Source organism: Hymenobacter fodinae (assembly GCF_004745825.1).
GTDB lineage: Bacteria > Bacteroidota > Bacteroidia > Cytophagales > Hymenobacteraceae > Hymenobacter > Hymenobacter fodinae.
In genome coordinates, this window is sequence record NZ_SRLA01000002.1 from 1,577,565 (window position 1) to 1,595,966 (window position 18,402).

Consider the following 18,402-nt stretch of genomic DNA (forward strand, 5'->3'; position numbering starts at 1 on the left):
ACGACAAAGGTCTGGTGCGCCTCCAGCTTGGCTTTTGCGCTCAGCAATCCATTTTATGTGAAAATCAAACCACGGCCAGGCTGCGGAAGGCCCCGGGGGCAACGGCCGTTTGCCGTTTGAAGAAGTTGGCAAAATGCGCCACATCGGCGAAGCCCAGACTATCAGCAAGTTCAGCCAGGGTCCAGTCGGTCTGCCGGAGCAGGGCCTTCGCTTCCTGTGCAATTCGGCTGCCGATTAAGTCGGTGGTGGTGCGGCCGGTAGTTTCTTTGAGCACCTTATTGAGGTGGTTCACATGCACCGCTAGGTGGTCGGCGTAGTCTTTGGCCGTGCGCAGAAGTAGACGCTGCTGCGGGGTTTCCAGTGGAAACTGCCGCTCCAAGAGTTCAATGAATAATGAGGTAAGTCGGGCCGCCCCGCTGTGCGCCGGGTGCAGTACCGTGGCGGGTTGCTGCTTTTGGCCCAGGTGAATCAGCTCTAGTACATAGGTGCGCAGCAAGTCGTACTTATAGGCATAGTCCGAAGCCATTTCCTCGTGCATGCGTTGGAAGAGAGCTTCCACCCGGCTGTTATCAGCCGCCGAGAGCTTGAAAACAGGGTGTCGGTCTCCTTTAAAAATTGGTAGCTCGTCGAGTACTACGCCGCTGTTGGCAGGTAATAGAAACTCAGCTGTAAACACGCAAAAATGACCTTTCTGCTCGGGCTCGGGCGCCCACTGGTGGGGGAGTTTAGGCGAAGAGAAGACCAAGGTACTGTCCTCGATGTGGATAGTAGCATCGGGGTAGTCAACCCGACTGCGCCCGCGTAGCAAGCTGATCTTGTAAAAAGACCGGCAGGCGTAGGATACTGCTGGTTTCGCTTGGGCAGGTTGCCAGACCGCCGCCAGGTCAAACACGTTGAAATGCCCAATGTCCTTCTGAATACCGCTGGGCAATAAAGCATCCAGCTCGCCGCCCGTACAGGTGGTTAATTCCTGATAAAATTCCTCAAGGGGGTTTGTTTTGAGAGTGGCCATAGCGTATGAGAAAATCAAATATAGAGCACTTCTTCCTAGAGCAGTGATACGCTAAACTAAGTTGCAGCAGGGAGGTTTTTTGTATCCCCCGTATTTTGAAACTCTTGCTTTTAGATAGTGCAGAGAAAAAGGAAAGTATTTCTGCTGCATTTACATAAATACAGAAGGGTGCGGGTAAGTGGTGTTGCCAAAGAAGTGCAGATCTGGGATAAGTGAACACTTCAACTTCTACTAGTAGATGTGTGGTCGGCTCCCGGGGCCGTGGGAATTTGCCGCTCTGCCACCCAACCCGCAGCCTGGCTAGGAGAAAAGCAGTGGCCTAGAGCAGTTAGCGCGCAAAGAAAAGCCCTATCCGGGGGCGGATAGGGCTTTCTATTCATGCTTAGAGACCAAGCTTAGCGGCGGTATCCGTAGTCACGGTCGTGGTTGTCGTGGCGGTGCTGGGCTTCCCAGCGGGCGCGCTCGGCGGCCCGTTGCTGCTCAGCACGACGCTGAGCTTCTAGGCGGGCTCGTTGTTGCGCGGCCAGTTGACGCTGGCGTTCGAGTTCGTACTTGCGCTGGGCTGCTTCACGACGAGCCCGTTCTACTTCGGCTCTTCGGTCATAGCGGATGGCTTCTTTACGAGTCTTATAAGGATCGGAAGGGTAAGCAGCGGCAATGGAAGTAGAGCTGGCAAGCAGGCCTAGGGCCGCAACGAAGGAAAAGAGGGAGGCTTTCATGGTAGGAAGGAAAAGAGGTGAGATTGAGGTAAGGAGACTTAGTAAGCGCTTGTCTGCCAGCTTGCAAGCCAAGTGCCAAGGCCCCTTGCACCGCTCCCCAGTAGTGCGTTTCCTCTTTCAAGCCCGCGAAATTATCGTCTAGTCTGCCTACAATATCTACCAATCCCTTGGCCCCACCCTCTAGCAACGCCTACATAAGTGCTGGAGGCGCAGGTAACGTAGCCGAGCAACGGGTAACATTGGCCTGAAGTAGTTCTGCAGGATGCTAAGCATCAGCTAACGAGCAGGAAAAGTTGCTTGGGAATGGCCTTGTGGGTTAGCTGGGCAAGTAGTAAAATATCTATCTAGTACTAGAGCAGAATAGTTGACTTTTTGGGCACTTCGAGGGCTCCGCGCTTGTTGAAACAAGAATGCCCGAAACCGGGCAAACGGTGGCAAAAACCGGATATTTTCGGTATCTTTGCCTACTTAGACAGTTAGCGCTGAACCTCCCGCACTATGAGTGAAACGAAAGAGACATTAGCCCCCGCAGAGTACTCCGCCGATAGTATTCAGGTACTGGAAGGGTTGGAAGCCGTGCGCAAGCGCCCCTCCATGTACATCGGGGATACCGGCGTGAAAGGCCTGCACCATTTGGTGTGGGAAGTAGTAGACAATTCCATTGACGAGGCCCTGGCCGGTCAGTGCGACCATATTGAAGTAACCATTCACCCCGGCAACGCCATCTCCGTGCAAGACAACGGTCGTGGTATCCCGGTGGGCATCAACCAGAAGTTTGGCAAGTCGGCCTTGGAAATTGCCCTCACCGTGCTGCACGCCGGTGGTAAGTTCGACAAGAACAGCTACAAGACGTCGGGTGGTCTGCACGGCGTAGGGGTGAGCTGCGTGAATGCCCTGAGCACGCACACGCACGTTACCGTTAAGCGTGATGGCCACATCTACGAGCAGGAATACAACATTGGGGTGCCCGAGTACGATGTGCGTCAGATTGGCGACACTACCGAGCGCGGTACCACCGTATGGTTCCAGCCAGACCCCTCCATCTTCGACGAGACCATCATTTACTCGTACGAGCGCATTGCTACCCGTCTGCGTGAGCTGGCCTACCTCAACCGGGGTATCCGCATCATCCTGACGGACCTGCGTCCGGTGGAGGATGGGGGCGAAGCTGAGCCCGTTCGTAATGAGTACTACTCGCAGGGTGGCCTAGCCGAATACGTGCAGTACCTCGACAGCAGCCGTACCGTGCTGATGCCTACGCCTGTGTACGTTTCGACGGAGCGTGGCATTCCAGTAGAGGTTGCTTTCCAGTACAATGACTCGTACCAGGAGCACATCTTCTCCTACGTCAATAACATCAACACCCATGAAGGCGGCACGCACGTGGCGGGCTTCCGCTCGGCCATCACGCGGGTGCTAAAAGCTTACGCCGAGAAATCGGGTGAGGTAGCCAAGGCTAAGGTAGAAATCCAAGGCGACGACTTCCGGGAAGGGCTTACCGCCATCATTTCGGTGAAGGTGGCTGAGCCTAAGTTTGAAGGTCAGACCAAAGGCAAGCTGGGCAACTCCGAGGTAAACGGTGCCGTGAACCAGGTGGTGGGTGAAATCCTCAACCAGTACCTGGAGGAAAACCCCAAAGAGGCCCGCATCATCATCGAGAAGGTGATTCTGGCCGCTAAGGCCCGCATTGCGGCCCGCAAGGCCCGCGAGATGGTGCAGCGCAAAACCGTGCTGGGCTCCAACTCCCTGCCCGGCAAGCTAGCCGACTGCTCCGAATCGGATCCTGAAATCTGCGAGCTGTACCTTGTGGAAGGTGACTCGGCCGGTGGTACTGCCAAGCAGGGCCGCAACCGCGCCTTCCAAGCTATTCTGCCTCTGCGTGGTAAGATTCTCAACGTGGAGAAAGCCCAGGAGCACCGCATTCTGGAGAACGAGGAAATTCGGAACATGATTACCGCTCTGGGGGTAACCTTCGGGGTAAACGCTGATCCAGAGAAAGGTATTGAAGCCGACGATAAGGCCCTGAACACGGCCAAGCTCCGCTACCATAAGATCATCATCATGACCGACGCCGACATCGACGGCTCGCACATCCGGACGCTGATCTTGACTTTCTTCTTCCGCTACATGCGGGAGCTGGTTGACAACGGCTATATCTACATCGCGCTGCCGCCTCTTTACCTCGTGAAGCGCGGCAAAGAGGAGCGCTACTGCTGGACCGAAGCCGAGCGTCAGCAGGCTCAGGAAGACATGGGCCGGGGCAAGCCAGAAACCGTAAACGTGCAGCGCTACAAAGGGCTGGGCGAGATGAACGCCGAGCAGCTGTGGAGCACGACTATGCAGCCTGCCACTCGTTCTCTGAAGCAAGTGACCGTGGAGTCGGCCGCCGAAGCGGACCACTTGTTCTCCATGCTCATGGGCGATGAAGTAGCTCCCCGGCGCGACTTCATTGAGAAAAACGCTAAATACGCGAAACTCGACGTGTAACACGAAAAGGCCCGCTGAACAGCGGGCCTTTTTTATTTCTTCTAGGCCACATGCGGCAGCTTGTTTCTTCCGGCGCCCCTTGGGAACCCATAGTGGGGTACTCCCGGGCCGTGCGCGTGGGTAACGTAGTGGAAGTGGCGGGTACCACCGCTCAAGACGGAGCCATCATCACTGGCCTAGATGCTTATAATCAGGCCAAGCGGGTGCTGGAGAAGATAGGCCTAGCCCTACGGGAAGCTGGCGCCGACTTTGAGCACGTAGTCCGGACCCGCATCTACCTCACCGATATCACCTCTTGGGAGGCCGTGGGGCGGGCCCACGGCGAGGTATTCGGCTCCATCCGGCCGGCCTCCACCATGCTGGAGGTGAAAGCCTTGATTGACCCGCGCCTGTTGGTGGAGATAGAAGCCACTGCTATTATTCCAGAATAGATTTACTACCGAGGCCATTTGCTCGTATTTTGTCTGGCCTTTCCTTCGCTTTATGAAACTCTTCAAGTCTGCCGACCTCATTCGCAAAAGCAAATACATCAGCCGCGACCTGAGCTGGCTGCGGTTCAACTACCGCGTGCTGGATCAGGCTAAGGACGCCGGCCGGTCGTTGTTTGACCGGTTGCGGTTCATGGCTATTACTTCTTCGAACCTCGACGAATTCTTCATGATTCGGGTAGGTTCGCTCTATAATTATCTCGACTACGGCAAGGAGCGCGTTGACTACTCGGGTCTGCGGGAACTGCCATTCCGACGCAAGCTGCTGGATTTTGCGCACCGCTTTGTCAACGACCAGTCGATGACCTATCTGAACGAGTTGAAGCCGCTGTTTGAGAAGAACGGCTTCAATGTGCTCAAGATGGCAGAGCTGACAGAACTGGAGCTGAAGAAGGCCGATGGCTACTTCAAGAACACCATCTTCCCGCTGCTCACGCCCATGGTGTACGACTCCTACCACGGCTTTCCGCTGATGATGAACTCCATGCTCATCTTTGGGGTAGTTACGCGCTCGGGTGGGGGCGATGCCGAGGCGGAAAAAGGGCAGGAGCGCCTCACCTTCGTGCAGATCCCGCAGAACCTATCGCGGTTCTTCGAACTCACGCGTAAGGACAAAGTAATCTTTGTGCCGATTGAAGAGATTGTGCGGGCCAACCTACCCAAACTGTTCCGCAACGTCGAAATCGTGTCGGCCGATTTGTTCCGGATTACCCGCAACGGCGACTTTACGCTGGAAGAGTCTGACGATATCGATGTTGACTTCATCAAGGAAATTCAGCTCGGCCTCAAAACTCGCAAGAAGGGCCGCGTGGTGCGCCTGGAGGTGGAACCCAATGCTTCGGCGGCCCTTACGGGAGTGCTGAAAGAGCGTTGGAATATTGATAACGGCAACGTCTTTGTCATCAACTCCCTCATTGATCTGAAGGGGCTGCTGCAGATTCTTAAACACCCAAACTTCCGCGGCAAGGGCGCCAAAATGCCCGCGCCGGTGCAGCCCATAAGCTTGCCCGAGGGAGCCGAGGACAATATGTTTGAGTACCTTAAAACCCACGACGTACTGCTGCATCACCCTTACAACAGTATTGAGCCCGTAGTGGCTCTGCTGGAGAAGGCCGCTGAGGACCCCCACGTACTGGGTATCAAGCAGACGATTTACCGACTGGCCGACGACTCGCGCGTGACGGCAGCTTTGCTGAAGGCCGCCGAAAACGGCAAGCACGTGTCGGTGCTGTTTGAGGTGAAGGCGCGGTTTGATGAAGAGCGTAATATTCGGGAAGGCGCCAAGCTGGAAAAGGCGGGCTGCTTCGTGATTTACGGGGTGAGCAAGTACAAGACGCACACCAAAATGCTCATGATCATCCGGAAGGAAGGAGAGAAGGTGACGCGCTACGTGCACATCGGCTCGGGTAACTACAACGAGCAGACCTCCCGCATCTACACCGACGTGAGTATGCTCACCACCAACGACGTGTACGGCCACGACGTGTCGGAATTCTTTAACGTAATTACGGGCCACTCCCAGCCCGACGACTACGAATACCTGATTACGGCGCCCAAGGACATGCGCCAGCAGCTGATTTCGCTGATTCGGGAGGAGGTGCGCAATGCCAAGAAGGGGTTGCCCAGCGGCATTGTGATGAAGATGAACTCCCTGGAAGACCGGGAGATGATGGATGAGTTCTACCGCGCCTCCAAGGCCGGGGTGCCCATCCGGTTTATTGTGCGCGGCATTTGTTGCTTGCGGCCTGGTAGACCAGGGCTGAGCGAGAACATTGAGGTGCGCAGCATTGTGGGCGACTTCTTGGAGCACTCCCGCATGTTCTACTTCCACCAAGCGGGCGACCCGAAAGTGTACGCCGGCTCAGCCGACCTGATGGTGCGCTCCTTCGACCGCCGCATTGAGGCGCTGTTCCTGATTGTCAACCCCCAGTTGAAGCGGGAGGCCATTAATATCCTCTACTTCAACCTCAAGGACAATCAGAATACCTACCTCATGCGCGAGGACGGGGCCTACATCCGGCGCCAGCCTACGGAGGATGAGCCCGCCTTCAACGTGCACAAGGAGTTTTACCAGCGCAACTACGGCATGGTGGCCGAAACGGCCCTCTACGATGAATACCTGTGCCGGGCCGAAGTATCGGCAGTTCGTGGCACGGGTGACGGGCAGGAGTCGGTGCCAGCCGATGACCGCCCTAACGCCCCCGACCCCGCCGACTCGGAACCAGAGCACCCCGTACCCGTTGACTTGGGTGGCGAGGAATTGCAGTTAGAGGCCTAGGCCAGTTCGCTATAAATACAACAACCCTCCCCACAATTGGGGAGGGCTGTTGTATTTATAGGCCAGTAGGCTTATTCGATTTCGGTCGGGCGGGCTTGCACCATGGGGTGGGGAAAACCGGGCGTGTGGTCGTCCTGAGGCCGAAACTCTTCAAAGTGCTCCTCAAACAGGGTCTGCAGCATACCGTCCTTTAGGCCGATATCGGGCACAATCATTTGGCTGATATTGGCCCACTCCATGGCGGAAAGATAGATCTGGCCAGCTGGCACAATCACGTCGGCGCGGTCGGGGTTGAGTAGGGCTACGTTCACGCGCTCATCCATGGTCATGCGGGTGAGCTGGTCGAGGATGCTGGCAATGCGGCGGCGCGTTACGGGCTTATCTACTGAGGGCTGAGCCATGCTGTAGAGCTTGTTGATGTTGCCACCCGTGCCAATGGCGCGCGAGACGTGGTAGCGGCGGCCGTTTTCCTTTACCCACTCTTCCATGCGCTGCCATGTTTCGTTCTGGGCATCGGTGCCGGCTAGGCCTGCCTCGGCCTGCTGCATGCGCCGGATTGAGCCCACCTCAAACGACTGCGAAGCCACCTTGCGGCGGTTGTGGTAAATATTGAATTCGGTGCTGCCTCCGCCTACGTCAATGTGTAGGTAGTGCTTGTTGTCTTCGAGCAGATGCTCGATTACGCGGTTGATATACGCAGCTTCAGCCTGCCCATCAATCACCTGCACGGTCATGCCCAACTCCTGCTGAATACGCGCCGCCACTTCTTTGCCGTTGCGAGCGGTACGCATAGCGGAAGTAGCGCATACTAGGTAATGATTATGGGCCACGTCGTGCACTTCCATCAGCAGGCGCAAGGCGTGCAGAAACTTGATGAACTTCTGCTGCTTTTTCTCTGAAATCTCGCCAGTGGCAAATACATCTTCGCCGAGCCGAAGGGGGTAGCGCACGTATTCCACGCGCTTGAGGCGGTACCGGTCGCCGTAGTGCAGTACCGCCGAAATCTGGCAGCGCACGGCATTCGACCCAATATCAATGGCAGCTAACTTCAGAAGCGGATATTCCATCGGCAGAACAGGATGAAGGAGAAGATGGGCCAAATATAGCCGTTAGAAGCGGGTACGGCAGTTTAGTGGCCTAGGGCTGAAATGAACACGCCTTACCCCGTGGCAGGGCAAGGCGTGTCAACTAAAAAGCAATCCATTAATTATCAATCCGGAAGCCCAGCCCAAACTGGAGTAGACCATTTTCTGGTGACTTCTGATACGATACCGATAAGGCAAACTGATCAGACACCGGCGCTATATAGAAGCCGGCACCGTAGCCCTCGTGCCAGCCCCCCGGCGACGAGCCGTTGAAGTACACCCGACCCCGGTCATAGAACCCAAATACTCCATAGGAGAAGGGCAGGAAGGAAGTCGTCACGCGGCCCAGTGCCAAGCGTAGCTCGGAATTAAAGTACAGGCTGGCGTCGCCGGTGAAGCGGTTACGGTAGTAGCCGCGTAGCCCTTCCCGTAGGCCTATGCTGGTGAATTTGTAGAACGGAATCTCCCGGTCGTTGCCGTAGTTTTTGGCGCCGCCGCCCTTGAGCACCAGCGTAACCGGAATACCGAGGCGAGCCGTGCCATAATACTCCGCGAAGCCCTGCGTCAGGCCAAAGTTGCCCTTGCCGCGGTTGAGTTGCTGGTAGCTGTCGTGCTGTACCCGCAAACGTACGCCCCGGCGGGCAAACATCTGCCGGTCACGCAAGTCCAGATCCAGCAGGGCATTTAGGCCAATGAGGCGCTGGAACGTAGTATTGGGGGCAATAATTTCGGGAGTGCCGCCGGCCGTTTCCAACTGGCCTAGGTAGCTATTGCGGCTGTAGTTGGAGGTGTAGTGCTCATAAGTAGGCCCGATCCGGAATACGCTGCGCTGCAGAAACACCCGTTCGGTGAAGGCACCCAGTGTAAAGCCCTTGTAACGGGCCCGGTAAAAGTTGTCGTCGTACAGGTCCTGGTCTTTGGTGGTGTTATTACCCAGGCCGAAGAAGTTATAGTAGGAGAAGAAGTTGCCGTACTCGGCGCGGGCTCCAATATCCCACTTGCCAAAGGCGTAGCGGTAGCGCGAGGCCAACGACGTTTGGAAGTTGCCGTTGCTGGAGCCCCGCACATCAAATGAGTAGAGGGTTTTGAAGCCCGGCTTCCGGAAGCCCTGGTGCACAAAATCAACGCCAGCGCCCACCCCGAATCCATCGTTGCGGTTGTAAATGAGGGTTGCGCGCGGCTTGTAGGTGTCGTACTCAAACTGCTCCCGGTCGTACAGGTTGATGTCGGGGCGGGCGGAGAAGTGATTGTCAGTTTCGGGGCCAGCTTTGAGGTCGGTGCCGGGCACATCGTACACTTTCGTGAGGGTGCGTAGGCCACCTACCCGCGAGTCATCGGCAATTTGGTCTTTACCCTCGCCGCCAATAATGCGCAGGAGCACGCTTTTATTTGCTGAGCCCGTGACGGTGAATATGTCTTTGCCGTCTAGGCCATACAGGCTGACTTCATCGGTTTCCTTGGGCGAGAAAGTACGGTCGAAGAGGGGCTGGCCGTTGGGACCATCGCCATCCTTGGCTTTATCGTACATCCGCACCCGCATGAGTCCATCGGGGAGGCGGTCTACCTGAAATACTTCGGCCTTATTGGAGCCCACCACATCTACCCGTTTAGCCAGCAGCAGATAGTACTCATCCAGGGCTTGGGGTAGCTCTTGGATGCGTGCTTTCAACTTGCGGTTCAGATCATTGCCCGAGAGAGGCATCATCTCTGGGGGCAGCTGGGCTGTGGCCTCATCAATGGCGGCGGGTGTAATCTGGGTTTGCAGGTAGCGCGCAATTTCCTGCCACTGCTCCCGGCTCAGCGACTGCAGCAAAAACCGATCAAGGTGGCGGGCGGGCCAGTTCAGGCTCTTCATGTCGTGAAACTCGGCCTGGAAATCCTCAATGCTAGGCACAGCCCATTCGCGGTTAGCCAGGTAAGTCAGCTTGCCGTTCCAAAGGGTAAAGGATTGGTCCCGGTCGCGCGGAATGGGCTTGTACACGGTCTTTTTGCCGTTTTCATAACCAGCCCACTTCCAGTTGTCTTCGTGCTTGCCGAAGTCGGCTACGAGCATATCAAACGCTCGCGCCCGACCCAGGGCCACGGCATCAATGCGGTTGTCGTTGTCTTTGTAGAGCTGACGAAAGAAGCTGAACGAGCGCCGCACATCATCAGCACCCCCGAAGCCGGGCAGGTTGGGTTTGGGGTCGACGGGGCGGTCTTCCAGGGTACCCAGCAGGCCAGCGTACTCCTCTCGGTAGGGGCCTAGCTGGTTGTTATCGGGGAGCACAAACAGCCGGGGGCGAGCGTGCAGAATATCCGTTTTATCGAGCATGGAGCTGATAACCAGCGCCGAGTAGGGGTGTGCCGTGGGTGTGATGTCGCGTAGTACATCGGCGGCAAAGGAATTGCGCAGCTCTGGCGGCAGGATGCGGGTCACGTCCTTGTCAACTGAGCGAAACACGTATTCCGAGGAGTCGGCTGCAATCAGTTTGAGGGAGGTAGTCTGGCGTCCGCCGCCGCGCCCGAAGGGGCGTAGGCCACCTTTTTCGGTGTTCAAATCGAGGGTGCGCACCTGCACTGGCTGCGTCCAGGAGGTGCGGTAAAGATTACCGAGCCAAAAGCGCGAGGACCCCGTACCACGGTACTGCGGGCCCGGCGCCAGGGTTTGCGTAGCCTGAAAGGGAGCATCGGGCTTCACTTCCGCTACGCCCTTGGGTGCCGTCGGACACTCCGGAATAAAGTTGTTGACGGGAATATTAGGCAGGCGTGGCTCTTGGCAAGCCGACTGAAACAGCGTAGCCGCGTAGGCCTCTTTGGCCGCGGTACCGCCGCCCTCAAAGGTGTAGAACACCGTTTTTACCGTGCCATCACCGTAATAGTCGAGGCGGGTAAATCCTTCCTTCGATTCATTGAACTGCGAAGCCCGATTGGCACCCACGTGCTGCCTCTCCACAAACGAGCCCGACACCACGTGGTAGTTTTCGTCTTTGCGGGTGAGCTGCAGGCTGAAATCGTGAGCGGCGGCGTATACGGCGCCGGGGTTTTCGCGCAGCGTGTTCAGCATTTCCTTCTGAAACTCCTGGTACGCGGGGTTGGCAAGGTCACGCGGGGAGCCTACGTTCTGGCGGTAAGCAGCGTAGATGCTACCGGCTACCGGGGGCAGCAAGTGTCGGCTCAGGGGCATGTGTCCACCATAAATGCCGTTGCTCAGTACGGGCTGGTGGCCTACGAGTAGCACGTTACGGCCCTTGGTATCGTCTAACACATCCTGCAACTGCTCCCGGAATTCCTCCTTGGTCATAGTTTTGCAGTCCGTATTGGGTGCCTCGGGGCGGGAATACGGGTGCGTCCACCAGGGGGAGTTGATGGCCACAAGTCGTACGTTGGGCGCTACGTCCACCACCTCGGGGCCGGGGCAGCCGCCAGTGGGCACGAAGGCATTTTGACCGGGCAGCTTGTCCTCAATGTACTTTTCTAAGCGCCGGACGCGCTTGAGCCCATCGGGTCCCGAGTTGTCCCAGTCTTTGTCGCCGGGTACAAAGTACAGCTTGCCATTGGGTAGGCCCTGTACCAAAGCAATGAGTGCATCGGCGCGGGCAGTCTGGCTGGCTTGCGTAGAGTCTTTCTTACTCCCCAGACCGGCGTTGCCTACAATGTCGCCGAGATGCACGACCGTGAAGGTGCCCTGCTGTTGCTCTAGGGTGCGGCGCAGGGCCTGTAAATGGCTGGCTGGCAACTCTGCCGTGGCGGTATTGCCAAGCAGAAAAACCGTGTGAGTAGGCGCCGCTGACTGCGAAAATGCCGGAAAAGTGGCTGCCAAACCAAGGCTGGTCAGGAGCACACGAGTATAGCGTAGTGGCATAGAGTGAATGTGTGGAGGCCTGTTCTACGCAGAATCTGACTCAACGATTTAATTGCATTTTAATTTCTGAGTCAAGAGTAGAACAGGAATAAGCTAGAAGGTGCACTTACCGGGTTATGGGCCGCCGAAGCAGGCGTTGCAGCAACAGCACGGCGGCGCAGGGTAATGCTACCCACAGTACCTCACTCCGCAACACCCGAGCTGCCCACTCACCCACAAAATTCTTCACGCCAATGGGAGAAACGGCAATTGGCCGCATCCCCAGAAAGTAGCGCTCTGTATCAAAAGGACTGAAGAACGCTACCCCTAGGCCACCCGTGGTCATGGCATCGAGCATGCCGTGCGAAGCGGTTGCTAGAAACAGCAAAAGCCAAACCCGGCCAACAGGAACTCCGGCACTATTGCGGCGTAGTGCTGCTGCTAGGCCTGTAAGGCAGGAGGCCACTACCGCCGCAGCCAACAAGGAATGCGAGAGGCCGCGGTGACCCCACAGGCTACCGTAGGCCACGTGGAATTTGAAGCCAATAACATCAGCATCGGGAAGAAAAGCACAGGCCGCCGCCACTAGCCACCAGCGCCAATGGCGCCTTTCTGGCAATAGCAGCTTACCCAGCGTTGCACCGGCAATAGTGTGTCCGAAAATGGAAGCCATGCCGCAATATCAGTATTTGCCGATATATGTTGGCTAGGCGCTGGCAAGCAGTTCTTGAGCTATCCGGGGTACGCCGGTTGAAGCAGGCTCCTGCACAAAGTGTAGGTTGGGCCGTGGCGAAACCGGGGGCTGTTGCGGATCGATGATGTAGACGGGGCAGGTGGGGCGAGTGTAATGCACCAATCCGGCCGCTGGGTATACCTGCAAGGAGGTGCCCACCACCAAAAATATATCGGCGGTGGCGGCTTCTTCAATAGCTCGCTCCATGAGGGTTACCTGCTCACCAAACCACACAATGTTGGGCCGCAGCTGATGACCTTTTTCGCAGGTGTCGCCGAGGTGCAGGAAGTCAGAGGTGAGATGATACACCAACTCCTCGTGCCGGGTGCTGCGCGACTCCATCAGCTTGCCGTGCAAGTGAATGACGTGGCTGCTGCCTGCTCGCTCGTGCAGGTCGTCCACGTTTTGGGTTACAATTATTACCTCGTAGGCCTGTTCCAGTTCAACCAGCGCCCGGTGGCCCGCATTTGGCTGGGCCTGCCGGGCAGCCGAGCGGCGTTGGTTGTAAAAATCGAGCACCAGCTCCGGGTTGCGGGCCCAACCCTCGGGCGAGGCTACATCCTCTACCCGATGCCCTTCCCACAGCCCATCTGACCCGCGGAAGGTAGCTAGGCCACTCTCCGCGCTGATGCCCGCCCCAGTGAGTACTACCAGTTTCTTTTTCATAGGTATTGCCGCTGATGAATGCTGTAAAGACGAGGCATTGTTCTTCTGCGTTGCGAACCAATGGCAAACTGAGCTTTTCAGACCTACGCTCCCTACTAGCAAGTGAAGAAGCTAAGCTACCTATTCGAACCGCTTTAGCTCATCGTTGGCAAACGTCCATTCCGGCGTAAACACATGCTCTTGATTAGCATCAAGTACAAACCAAGCTCCGGAGTCGGGTCGGGGGCCTGCCTTCAGGACGTGCAGTTGTTGGGCAGGCATATAGCTTTGTGCCAGCAGCGCCACGCGCCGGCCAGTTCCGGGCTGTGTTGCCACATCCAGCACCAGCACCGCATGGCCCGGCGAGCCACCCCGAATGAGAACGTCGCCGGGCTGCACCTGGTCTAGGGGCACGGCCGTTAGCTCCCGGCTCAGTGACAGTGTGCCCGCGTACGTGAAAATTTGATCTAAGTAGTGCCGGAAAACCAAGTGCGTAGGCGCCTCCACTGGTTTGGTGGCCGGCAAAACGTCTTCCCCGACAACCCGAAAGCTGCGGCCCTGATACCAGTCTTGGAACCGGATGTCGTGGCCACTGGTGAGATGGAAGTGTACTTGGTCGGGGTTGAGACTAAACAAATACTCCGCCCGTAGACGAATTACTGCGTCGGCACACTGCTGCAAATCCCGTGAGCCAGTGTCAATATTTACCACGGCGGCATGCACATCTTGCCGGCTTTTTAACTGACCGTTGTGCAGGCGTACAGGAGTGCCTACGGGCAAGAGCGGTAGATTCCGCAGCCACTGCCCAAAGCTACCAGAGGCTACGGTTACCCGTTGGTAGCCTGCCGGAGCCGGAAAGCGCACTGATAAGCTTTGCTGGGCATCGTATTTACCTCCTGGCAACCATTGGTACTGGCCTAGGGCCCTAGTAGGATTAACTAGGGGAGGTAGGTTAGGAATAGCTATAAAGGCATTCAAAAATCCAAGCAGCCCTAGCAGCGGCAACAACATATTCATAGCACAGAGTAAGAGGCTTCGTAACGATAGATTTTTGCTAATATTTTAATGCAAAAGCCCCAACCAAATAGGTTGGGGCTTTTGTACTGGTACTTGATAAGCAGTGCTTATTTCGCTTTGGGAGCGGCCTTCTTGGTAGCAGTGCCAGCGGCTTTTTTAGCGGCTGGCTTCTTAGCAGCTGATTTTTTAGCCGCCGGAGCCTTTTTAGCAGGCTTGTCGGCGGTGTCATCAGCAGCGGGGGCAGCTTTCTTAGCGCCGAAACGGCCTCCTTTCGCGGGCTTATCGGGCGTGGCAGCGGCTAGCTCTAAGCAGCGCTCCAGCGTGAGGCTGGTTGGCTCCTCGCCCTTCGGAATCTTAACGTTCTTTTTGCCTACTACTATGTAGGGTCCGAAGCGACCATTGAGCACCTGCACCTCTGGGTTCTCCGCAAACTCCTTTATGAGGCGCTCCGCATCAGCTTTGCGCTTAGCCTCAATCAAATCAATTGCTTCCTGGGCCGTAATGGTGTGCGGGTCTTGCTCCTTGGTGAGCGAGTAAAACTTGCTGTCGTGCCGGATATATGGACCAAACCGGCCCAGCGCCGCCGTCATGTCCTTCTCCTCAAACTGGCCTACAATGCGTGGCAGTTTAAACAAATCCAGGGCTTCTTCCAGGGTAATGTTCTCAATGAATTGCCCTTTCCGCAGGCTAGCATATACCGCTTTTTCCTCCGAGCCTTCCTGAGGTTCAATCTGCACGTAAGGACCGAAGCGGCCCAGACGCGCTGTGATTTTCTGGCCAGTGTCGGGGTGAGTACCAATAACACGGGTGCTACCTAACGTGCTGCGCTCAATATCCTGGCCACGCTCCACGGTCTCGTGGAAGGTGCCGTAGAAGCCAGCCAGCATATCAGTCCACTGCTCGTGGCCGTTGGCAATCTGGTCGAACTCATCTTCCACCTTGGCCGTGAATTGGTAATCCACAATCACGGGGAAATGCTCCACTAGGAAGTCGTTAACCACCATAGCCGTGTCCGTTGGGAACAGCTTGGCCTTATCAGCCCCGTAGGTTTCGGTTTTCACCTCCGTCTTCACGGTGTCGCCATCCAGCGTCAGCACTCGGTACTTGCGCTCCTTGCCTTCGCGCGAGTCTTTTTCAACGTAGCCTCGCTTTTGAATAGTGCTGATGGTAGGTGCATAGGTGGAAGGACGACCAATTCCCATTTCCTCCATTTTCTTCACCAATGAAGCTTCTGTGTAGCGCGCCGCCGGGGAGGCAAAGCGCTCTGTTGCGCGCAGTTGCTGTAGGGGCAGCACCTGGCCTACCGACAATGGCGGCAGCCCACGTGAGAACGTCGATTCCGTGGGCGTCTCATCCTGCACTTCTTCGTCTTTCGACTCCGAATAAGCTTTCAAAAAGCCCTCAAAGGTGATAACCTCCCCCGTAGCCGTAAGCAGCGTGCCCGGCTGGGTACTAATGCTGATAGAAGCCACCGTGCGCTCAATTACGGCATCAGCCATCTGTGAAGCCATGGCCCTCTTCCGGATCAGGTCATAGAGGCGCTGCTCCTGCGAATCAGCACCCGCTTTCACGAGTGAAAAATCGGTGGGCCGAATTGCTTCGTGCGCTTCTTGAGCTGAAGCTGATTTCGTCTTGAATTGGCGCGTTTGTGCGTACTCGGGTCCGTAGGCCCGGCTGATTTCGTCCTTGGCGGCGGCCAGTGCATCCTGTGAAAGATTCACCGAGTCCGTCCGCATGTAGCTGATCTTACCCGCTTCGTACAGCTTCTGCGCCACGCTCATGGTCTGCGCCACCGAGAAGCCCAGCTTGCGCGAGGCTTCTTGCTGCAGGGTAGAAGTAGTAAAAGGCGGAGCTGGGCTACGCTTGCCCGGCTTCTTCTCTAAGTTTTCAATCGAATAAGAAGCACCAATGCAACGCTCTAAAAAAGCCTGAGTTTCCTCATTCGTTTTAAAGCGCGTGGGCAATTCCGCTTCTAGCACAGCACCCCGGCCGGCGTCGAACTTAGCCACCACACGATAAGCCGAGGACGACTTAAACTGGTTGATCTCCCGCTCACGCTCCACTACCAAGCGCACCGCAACCGATTGTACCCGACCGGCGGAAAGACCAGCTTTTACTTTCTTCCAGAGTACGGGCGAAAGCTCAAACCCCACCAGGCGGTCGAGCACACGTCGGGCCTGCTGCGCATTCACCAGGTCCAGGTTGATTTCCCGGGGCGTATCAATGGCGTGCAGGATAGCATTCTTGGTAATTTCCCGGAATACAATGCGGCGAGTTTTGTCGTTGCTTAGGTTAAGCGTTTCCGATAAGTGCCACGAAATAGCTTCTCCTTCCCGGTCATCGTCACTTGCTAGCCATACCATTTCAGCCTCCTTCGCAAGCTTCTTCAGTTGGCTGATGACATCCCGTTTATCCGCGGAAACGACATAGGTAGGCTTGAATCCATTGGCAATATCAATGGCATTATTGTCCTTGGGTAAGTCGCGGACGTGGCCGAAGCTAGATTTAACCACGAAGTCCTTTCCGAGGTAGCCTTCAATGGTTTTGGCTTTGGCCGGAGACTCTACTATGACTAGATTTTTGACCATATAGGGGTGCGAGTGACTGCTAACGCTAAAGCTGTTCCTACTTGGAAAACGGCAGCCACGGCGTAAAGTTGAATTTTGCCGCAAAGATGCTGGAATAATCCATTGCAGCGCTGAAGCCGTTGCAAATAAGGGTAGCTAGGTATACTATAAGGAGTAAGGAAGTGAGTTGGTTCAACCGGTTGTGTGTCGCAAGTAGCTAAGTACTCGCTACTTAGTGTTTTTGTGGAAGTTTTTTGTGGGATAGGTGGCTAAAAAGCTGCATTTACTACCTTTGTAAGTCTTGGAACTCGTCCACCCGATGTTCCGTTTGTGCACCGCCTCATCTCAGAGGTTTCGCCACTACTCCTCGTTTATGGCCTCAGCTAAGATGCCCAAGAACACCCGTCCGGAAGCCGACGCCCCGGAAACCCTAGATACGTTGGCTTCTGCGCCAGCTACCAACGGCTCCATGCCGCCCTTACGTCCTTCCGATAACTCCACGCGCAAGCGTGGCAGCAGTCCGCACCTAAGCTCAACTGCCGATTCTGATTACGTGAATGAGCAGCTGAACAGGGTGCTGTACGCACTTGATGCCTTTAAGAAAGGCGACGTATCGGTGCGGCTCACGAAGCAGAACGATGACATCTTTGCTGAAATAGCCGAGGCCTACAACTCCATGGTGGAGATGATTGGTGGGGTAGGAGGCGAAGTGTCGCGCATTTCGAAGGTGGCTGGGGTAGAGGGTAACCTCAAAGCCCGCGCCTCAGCGGATAATGCCGCCGGCTTCTGGCGCGACATGATCAATAACATCAATGGGCTGGTGGACAGCATTGCCGTTCCGGTACTGGAAGTAGGCAAAGTACTGAAGAACATCAGCAAGGGTAACCTGGACGAAACCTTCCAGATTCCTGTATCGGGTGACTTCAAGGTGATGGCCGAAACCATCAACAAAACGATTGATAACCTGAACCTGTTTGCCGGCGAGGTAACCCGTGTGGCGCAGGAAGTAGGTACGGAGGGTAAGCTTGGTGGACAAGCTTCCGTACCGAACGTAGGCGGTATCTGGAAGGAGCTGACGGACAACGTAAACTACATGGCCTCAAACCTGACCTCTCAGGTGCGAGACATTGCCAATGTAGCCACGGCCGTAGCGAAGGGTGACCTAACGCAGAAAATCACGGTAGACGTAAAGGGCGAGCTGCTGCAGCTGAAGCAGAACCTAAACCAGATGGTGGACTCGCTCAACCTGTTTGCCGGCGAGGTAACCCGTGTGGCGCAGGAAGTAGGCACTGAGGGTAAACTCGGCGGCCAAGCCGTGGTGCCAAACGTGGGTGGAGTATGGAAACAACTCACCGACAATGTAAACACGATGGCCTCGAACCTGACCCTGCAGGTGCGAGATATTGCTAACGTAGCCACGGCCGTAGCGAAGGGTGACCTAACGCAGAAAATCACGGTAGACGTAAAGGGCGAGCTGCTGCAGCTGAAGCAGAACCTAAACCAGATGGTGGACTCGCTCAACCTGTTTGCCGGCGAGGTAACCCGTGT

The 18,402-nt window shown here is 56.1% G+C and carries 12 protein-coding genes; 4 read left to right on the forward strand and 8 right to left on the reverse strand.

Annotation, left to right across the window (positions count from 1 at the left end):
• Window positions 1–64: 64 nt before the first annotated feature.
• Together EU556_RS13940 and EU556_RS13945 are read right to left on the reverse strand one after the other, a co-directional pair.
• Entirely contained in the window at window positions 65–1,012 is a 948-nt protein-coding gene (locus EU556_RS13940) for a helix-turn-helix domain-containing protein (RefSeq protein ID WP_135434694.1), read from the reverse strand.
• Window positions 1,013–1,407: 395 nt separating this feature from the next.
• Window positions 1,408–1,731: a hypothetical protein gene (locus EU556_RS13945; RefSeq protein ID WP_135434695.1), complete on the reverse strand. Its 324-nt coding sequence runs from the start codon at window positions 1,729–1,731 to the stop codon at window positions 1,408–1,410.
• Window positions 1,732–2,229: 498 nt separating this feature from the next.
• Between EU556_RS13945 and gyrB the strand changes: the two genes are divergently transcribed.
• Genes gyrB through ppk1 form a run of 3 tightly spaced genes read left to right on the forward strand, consistent with a single transcriptional unit; the run spans window position 2,230 to window position 6,984 of the window.
• Window positions 2,230–4,218, forward strand: coding sequence for a DNA topoisomerase (ATP-hydrolyzing) subunit B (gyrB, locus tag EU556_RS13950; RefSeq protein WP_135434696.1), 1,989 nt, complete (start codon window positions 2,230–2,232; stop codon window positions 4,216–4,218).
• A gap of 50 nt (window positions 4,219–4,268) precedes the next feature.
• A complete protein-coding gene (locus tag EU556_RS13955) occupies window positions 4,269–4,649 on the forward strand; it encodes a RidA family protein (RefSeq protein ID WP_135434697.1) in 381 nt (126 codons plus the stop codon).
• Between the two features lie 52 nt (window positions 4,650–4,701).
• Window positions 4,702–6,984, forward strand: a complete 2,283-nt coding sequence (gene ppk1, locus EU556_RS13960; protein ID WP_135434698.1) for a polyphosphate kinase 1 — start codon at window positions 4,702–4,704, stop codon at window positions 6,982–6,984.
• A 71-nt stretch (window positions 6,985–7,055) separates the two neighbouring features.
• On the opposite strand, the gene EU556_RS13965 is transcribed toward ppk1, so the two are convergent.
• From EU556_RS13965 to topA, 6 genes are all read right to left on the reverse strand, one after another.
• Window positions 7,056–8,051: a Ppx/GppA phosphatase family protein gene (locus tag EU556_RS13965; RefSeq protein WP_210116280.1), complete on the reverse strand. Its 996-nt coding sequence runs from the start codon at window positions 8,049–8,051 to the stop codon at window positions 7,056–7,058.
• A gap of 136 nt (window positions 8,052–8,187) precedes the next feature.
• Complete coding sequence (locus EU556_RS13970) at window positions 8,188–11,913, reverse strand: ShlB/FhaC/HecB family protein (RefSeq protein WP_135434699.1); 3,726 nt, start codon at window positions 11,911–11,913, stop codon at window positions 8,188–8,190.
• A 106-nt stretch (window positions 11,914–12,019) separates the two neighbouring features.
• Window positions 12,020–12,565: a metal-dependent hydrolase gene (locus EU556_RS13975; protein ID WP_135434700.1), complete on the reverse strand. Its 546-nt coding sequence runs from the start codon at window positions 12,563–12,565 to the stop codon at window positions 12,020–12,022.
• 33 nt (window positions 12,566–12,598) lie between these two features.
• Window positions 12,599–13,291, reverse strand: a complete 693-nt coding sequence (locus tag EU556_RS13980) for an SIR2 family NAD-dependent protein deacylase (protein ID WP_135434701.1) — start codon at window positions 13,289–13,291, stop codon at window positions 12,599–12,601.
• Between the two features lie 120 nt (window positions 13,292–13,411).
• Window positions 13,412–14,287, reverse strand: a complete 876-nt coding sequence (locus tag EU556_RS13985; protein WP_135434702.1) for a DUF4846 domain-containing protein — start codon at window positions 14,285–14,287, stop codon at window positions 13,412–13,414.
• 107 nt (window positions 14,288–14,394) lie between these two features.
• The gene (gene topA / locus EU556_RS13990) at window positions 14,395–16,875 is read right to left on the reverse strand and encodes a type I DNA topoisomerase (protein WP_135434703.1); all 2,481 of its coding nucleotides are present in this window, start codon (window positions 16,873–16,875) and stop codon (window positions 14,395–14,397) included.
• Between the two features lie 352 nt (window positions 16,876–17,227).
• Here topA and EU556_RS13995 point away from each other — a divergent pair.
• The coding region (locus EU556_RS13995; RefSeq protein ID WP_245327654.1) for a HAMP domain-containing protein at window positions 17,228–18,402 on the forward strand (1,175 nt) is incomplete at its 3' end.